Source organism: Achromobacter sp., assembly GCF_036567245.1.
In the GTDB taxonomy this organism is placed as follows: domain Bacteria; phylum Pseudomonadota; class Gammaproteobacteria; order Burkholderiales; family Burkholderiaceae_B; genus Achromobacter.
In genome coordinates this window covers 1-5046 of the sequence record NZ_DATCUY010000218.1, presented here as the reverse complement: position 1 = coordinate 5046, position 5046 = coordinate 1, and the positions used below count along the sequence as shown (strand labels likewise).

At 67.2% G+C, this 5046-nt stretch carries 7 protein-coding genes; all 7 read left to right on the top strand.

Annotation, left to right across the window (positions count from 1 at the left end):
- Window positions 1-1411, top strand: a 1411-nt coding sequence (gene mbhE / locus VIR09_RS09520; protein WP_332012635.1) for a hydrogen gas-evolving membrane-bound hydrogenase subunit E, incomplete at its 5' end; no start/stop codon positions are given.
- On the top strand, window positions 1411-1755 hold the full coding sequence (locus tag VIR09_RS09515; RefSeq protein WP_013394081.1) for a Na+/H+ antiporter subunit C: 345 nt from the start codon (window positions 1411-1413) through the stop codon (window positions 1753-1755). The genes mbhE and VIR09_RS09515, both read left to right, overlap by 1 nt.
- Complete coding sequence (locus VIR09_RS09510; protein ID WP_332012634.1) at window positions 1752-3383, top strand: monovalent cation/H+ antiporter subunit D; 1632 nt, start codon at window positions 1752-1754, stop codon at window positions 3381-3383. Before VIR09_RS09515 ends, VIR09_RS09510 begins: the two co-directional genes overlap by 4 nt.
- Window positions 3383-3865 (top strand): Na+/H+ antiporter subunit E, encoded by a 483-nt coding sequence (locus VIR09_RS09505; RefSeq protein WP_173148094.1) that lies wholly within the window; start codon window positions 3383-3385, stop codon window positions 3863-3865. The genes VIR09_RS09510 and VIR09_RS09505 overlap by 1 nt, the downstream gene beginning before the upstream one ends.
- Window positions 3862-4143, top strand: a complete 282-nt coding sequence (locus VIR09_RS09500; protein WP_332012633.1) for a K+/H+ antiporter subunit F — start codon at window positions 3862-3864, stop codon at window positions 4141-4143. The genes VIR09_RS09505 and VIR09_RS09500 overlap by 4 nt, the downstream gene beginning before the upstream one ends.
- On the top strand, window positions 4140-4481 hold the full coding sequence (gene mnhG, locus VIR09_RS09495) for a monovalent cation/H(+) antiporter subunit G (protein WP_207465225.1): 342 nt from the start codon (window positions 4140-4142) through the stop codon (window positions 4479-4481). Before VIR09_RS09500 ends, mnhG begins: the two co-directional genes overlap by 4 nt.
- Before the next feature lie 130 nt (window positions 4482-4611).
- Window positions 4612-5046: hypothetical protein (locus VIR09_RS09490; RefSeq protein WP_332012632.1), on the top strand; the 435-nt coding region annotated here is incomplete at its 3' end.

Here is a 5046-nt window from a genome sequence, read left to right as displayed (position 1 = left end):
GAATCTGCCGCTGGTAATGAGCATGGTAGCGACGACGGCGGGCGTGCTGCTGTACCTGGTTCTGCGTGCGCACCAGCGCGCCAACCCCGGCCGCGTTCCCTTCATCTACCGGCTGGACGGCCGGCGCACGTTCGAAGCGCTGCTGGACGGCTCCAGCGTGGCGGCCGCGTGGCTGCTGCGCTGGGTGGCCTCGTCGCGTTTGCAGGTGCAGATGCTGTTGATTGTGCTGGGCTCGTTGTTCGTGGCCTGGCTGCCGCTACGCGCGGGCGGGTGGCTGGAAGGCACCGGCCGCATGACGCCCGTGGACCCGGCGTTTGCCTTGCTGTGGCTGGTGGGCGGCGCGTGCGCGCTGGGTGCGGCGTATCAGGCCAAGTACCACCGTCTGGCGTCCCTGGCGCTGGCGGGCGGCGCGGGGCTGATCACCTGCCTGACGTTCGTCTGGTTTTCCGCGCCTGACCTGGCGCTGACCCAGTTGTCGGTGGAGGTGGTGACGGTGGTGCTGTTGCTGCTGGGCCTGCGCTGGCTGCCGCGCCGGATCGCGAAGGACGACGAAGAGCCCCTGAAGGCCACGCTGCTGGCTCGCGGCCGTCGGCTGCGGGATCTGCTGCTGGCCACCGCTGCCGGCACCGGCATGGCCGCGCTGGCGTATGCGGTGCTGGTGCGCCCGCAAGGCGACACGATTTCGTCATTCTTCGTTGACCGCGCGCTGCCTGACGGCGGCGGCACCAACGTGGTGAACGTCATCCTGGTGGACTTCCGCGGCTTCGATACCTTTGGCGAAATCACCGTGCTGGGCATCGTGGCGCTGACGGTCTACGCGCTGCTGCGCCGCTTCCGTCCGGCCGCCGAGAGCGCGGACCTGCCGCGCCAGCAGCTCGACCAGGACGGCGGCGTGCCGGAGGCGCCGGACATCAAGTCGCTGGTGCCCACGGGCTCGATGATGGTGCCGACCGTGCTGGTGCGCCTGTTGCTGCCCACCGCCGCGCTGATTTCCGTTTACTTCCTGCTGCGCGGCCACAACCAGCCGGGCGGCGGTTTCGTGGGCGGACTGATCTTCGCTACCGCCGTGATCCTGCAATACATGGTGGGCGGCGTGTACTGGGTGGAGTCGCGCAGCCGCCTCAACCCGCAGAACTGGATCGGCTTGGGCCTGCTGTTCGCCGGCACGGCAGCGGTGACCGCCTGGCTGGCCTACAAGCCCTTCCTGGCGGCGCTGTCCTGGGATATTGCGCTGCCGCTGATCGGCCATGTGCACCTGTCCAGCGTGCTGCTGTTCGACCTGGGCGTCTACATGCTGGTCGTGGGATCCACCGTGCTGGTGCTGGTGGCGCTGGCCCACCAATCGCTGCGCGCGCAACGCAAGGCTGCCGTCGAAATCCAGGCGGCCGCCGCACAAACAGGGGAAGCCTGATGGAATTGATATACGCCATCGCTATCGGTGTCTTGGCTGGCTCGGGCGTCTGGCTGCTGCTGCGGCCGCGGACCTTCCAGTTCATCATGGGCCTGTCGCTGGTTTCCTACGCGGTGAACCTGTTCATCTTCGGCATGGGCCGGCTGACCTCGGGCCGTCCGCCGGTGGTGGATCCGGCGGTGGCCCATGATCCTTCCTGGTATGCGGATCCGCTGCCGCAGGCGCTGGTGCTGACGGCCATCGTGATCGGCTTCGCCACCACCGCGCTGTTCCTGGTTGTGCTGCTGGCCTCGCGTGGCCTCACGGGTACCGACCACGTTGATGGACGGGAGTCCCAATCTTGAATTTTTGGCTGCAACATCTACCCGTATTGCCCATCGTCACGCCGCTCGCGGCCGGCGCGGCAATGCTCCTGCTGGCTGACACCCGCCGCTACACCCGTGGCGCCATCGCGCTCGTCTCCACCCTGGGCCAACTGGCCGCCGCCATCGCGTTGCTGGTGGTGGCGGGCGGCGGCGTGCCCGGCGTCTGGCCGGACGGGGTAGGGGTCTATCTGGTGGGCGACTGGCCCGCGCCCTTCGGCATCGTGCTGGTGGTCGACCGCCTGGCCGCCGTGATGCTGACCCTGACCGCGGTACTGGGACTGGCCACGCTGGTGTATGCGCTGGCGCGCTGGGACCGTGCCGGCGTGCATTTCCATTCGCTGTTCCAGTTCCTGCTCATGGGCCTGAATGGCGCGTTCCTCACGGGCGACCTGTTCAACCTGTTCGTGTTCTTCGAAGTGCTGCTGGCCGCGTCCTATGGCCTGCTGCTGCACGGCTCCGGCGTGGCGCGCGTCAGCGCCGGCCTGCAGTACATCGCGGTGAACCTGGTGGCCTCGTTCCTGCTGCTGATCAGCATCGCGCTGATCTACGGCGTGACCGGTACGCTGAACATGGCGGACCTGGCGGTGCGCGCCGGCAACCTGGCTGGCGCGGACCGCATGCTGTTCGAGGCCGGCGCGGCCATCCTGGGCGTGGCCTTCCTGGTGAAGGCGGGCGCCTGGCCGCTGAACTTCTGGCTGGTCAAGGGCTACGGTTCGGCCGGCGCGCCGATCGCGGCCATGTTCTCCATCATGACCAAGGTCGGCATCTACGCCTTGCTGCGCATCGGCTCCTTGCTGCTGCCCACCGGCGCGCCGGCGGCCTTCAGCCTGGACTGGATGTTCGCGGCGGGACTGGCCACGCTGCTGTTCGGTGGCCTGGGCCTGTTGGCAACCCAGCAGTTGGAAAAGATGGTGGGCTACTGCGTGATCGTGTCCGCCGGCACGTTGTTGACCGCGCTGGGCATGCCCGGCGTGACCCTGACCGGTCCGGCGCTGTTCTACCTGATCAGTTCCGTGCTGACCACGGGCGCATTCTTCCTGCTGGCCGAGCTGATCGAACGCACCCGCAGTTTCGGCGCCAACGTGCTGGCCGTGACCCTGGACGCGTTCGACCTGGACGACCCGGCTTCGGTCAACCGTTCCGATGACGTGGTGGGCGTGGCCATACCGGCGGCCATGGCCTTCCTGGGCCTGGCCTTCATCTGCTGCGCGTTGTTGGTGACTGGCTTGCCGCCCCTGTCGGGCTTTGTGGCCAAGCTATCGCTGCTGTCGGCCGCGGTGTCCGCCGCCAACGAATCGGCCGTGCCCATGGATGCGTGGATACTGGTGGCCGCGGTACTCGTTTCCGGCTTGGCCGGCCTGATCGGCCTGGGCCGTACCGGCATCCGGGTGTTCTGGGCCAGCGATGACCGCAGTACGCCGCGCTTGCGCCTGATCGAAGCCGGACCCGTGGCAGCGCTGTTGCTGCTTTGCGTGGGCCTGGCGGCTGGCGCGGGCCCGGTATCGGCCTACCTGGACGACGCGGCCCGTTCGCTCGACCAGCCCAAGTCCTACATCGATGCCGTCATGTCCGCGCAGACCGTGCGGGGCCTCAAGGGAGGAAGCTGATGCGCCGTCTCTACTTCCTGTTCCTGCCGGTCTACCTGTTCGTCCTGTGGCTGGTGCTCAATGAGAGCGCGTCCGCCGGCCAGATCGCGCTGGGCATCGCGCTGGCCCTGTGGTTCACCTGGGCGGCATCCCGCCTGCGGCCGCTGCGGGCCCGGCCGCGCCGGCTCTGGAAGGCCGTGCCGCTGTTCCTGCATGTGACCGCGGACATCATCAAATCCAATATCGCCGTGGCGCGGCTGATCCTGAATCCGCGCCGCAATGATTTTTCGCCCGGGTTCATCATGATCCCGCTGACCATGCGCGACCCGCATGGCCTGGCGATGCTGGCCTGCATCGTCACCTACACGCCGGGCACCGTCTGGGTGGACCTGACCGACGACCATCGCCTGAAGCTGCACGTGCTGGATCTGCAGAACGAAGGCGACTGGATCAAGCTGGTCCAGGAACGCTACGAGCGCCCGCTGATGGAGATTTTCGAATGAACAACATACTTTACTGGGCCGCGTCCTTTGCCTTGATCTGCTTCGCGCTGGGCATGGTGTTCGCCGCCATCCGGCTGCTGCGCGGTCCCACCGCGCAAGACCGTGTCCTGGCCCTGGACACGCTGTACATCAACGGCATGCTGACCATGCTGGTGTTCGGCATCCGCTCCGGCACGTCCGTGTACTTCGACATTGCGCTGCTGATCGCCTTGTTCGGCTTCGTCGGTTCCACCGCGATGGCGCGCTTCCTGCTGCGCGGCGAGGTGATCGAGCCATGATCGACGCCCAGATCCCGCTGTGGGCAGCCATACCCGCGAGCATCCTGCTGGTGCTCGGGGGCCTGCTTGCGCTGACCGGGTCGGCCGGCCTGCTGCGCTTTCGCACCTTCTATGCGCGCATCCACGCGCCTACCTTGGGCAACACGATGGGCTGCGGCTGCGTGCTGGCAGCTTCCATCCTGGTGTTTTCGGCGCTGTCGGCCCGGCCCGTGTTTCATGAAGTCATCATCACGTTGCTGCTGATCGTGTCTTCGCCGGTGACCGCCATGCTGTTGATGCGCGCGGCGACCTACCGCAACCGCCTGAGCAAGGCCGACGCCGAGCGCGATGCCAGCTAAGCAGATAGTCAAGGTTTGTTGCGCCGCAGCAATTGAAACCTAGGCTTACGAATTCACGTCGCTGGACATGTAGCAGAAGCGTCATCGTGGGATAGTGGGTAACGGATCAACCAATTTCAAGGAGCTGACCATGACTACACGTCCCATGCATACCAAACGCCTCGCGGCGACGCTTTGCGCTGCAGGCCTGATGTTGGCCGCGGGAGCGGTCCACGCGGCCGATGCGAGCGGCCGCGGCTCAGCCCAGTCCCAATACCAGCAGGATGTGGCGGCTTGCAAGAGCGGCGCCACCGGCCAGGACCAGGCCGCCTGCATGCGCGAAGCCGGCGCGGCGCGGCAGGAGAGCGGCCGCAACAATCTCAAGGACGGCGGCACCGAACAACAGCAGCAGAACATGCTGGACCGCTGCAACCGCCTGCCGGCGGCATCGCGCCAGGACTGCGTCACGCAGATGACCTCGCCTACCAATGTGCGCGGCAGCGTGCAGGGCGGGGGCGTGCTGCGTGAAACCGTCATCCAGGTGCCCGCCGACACGGTGCCGCCCGCGGCCGGCGCGCCGGGCATG

Excerpts from the sequence above, each read along its gene's own strand:
- VIR09_RS09515 (WP_013394081.1), top strand. The coding sequence starts at position 1,411 with ATGGAATTGATATACGCCATCGCTATCGGTGTCTTGGCTGGCTCGGGC.
- VIR09_RS09505 (WP_173148094.1), top strand. The coding sequence starts at position 3,383 with ATGCGCCGTCTCTACTTCCTGTTCCTGCCGGTCTACCTGTTCGTCCTG.
- VIR09_RS09500 (WP_332012633.1), top strand. The coding sequence starts at position 3,862 with ATGAACAACATACTTTACTGGGCCGCGTCCTTTGCCTTGATCTGCTTC.
- mnhG (WP_207465225.1), top strand. The coding sequence starts at position 4,140 with ATGATCGACGCCCAGATCCCGCTGTGGGCAGCCATACCCGCGAGCATC.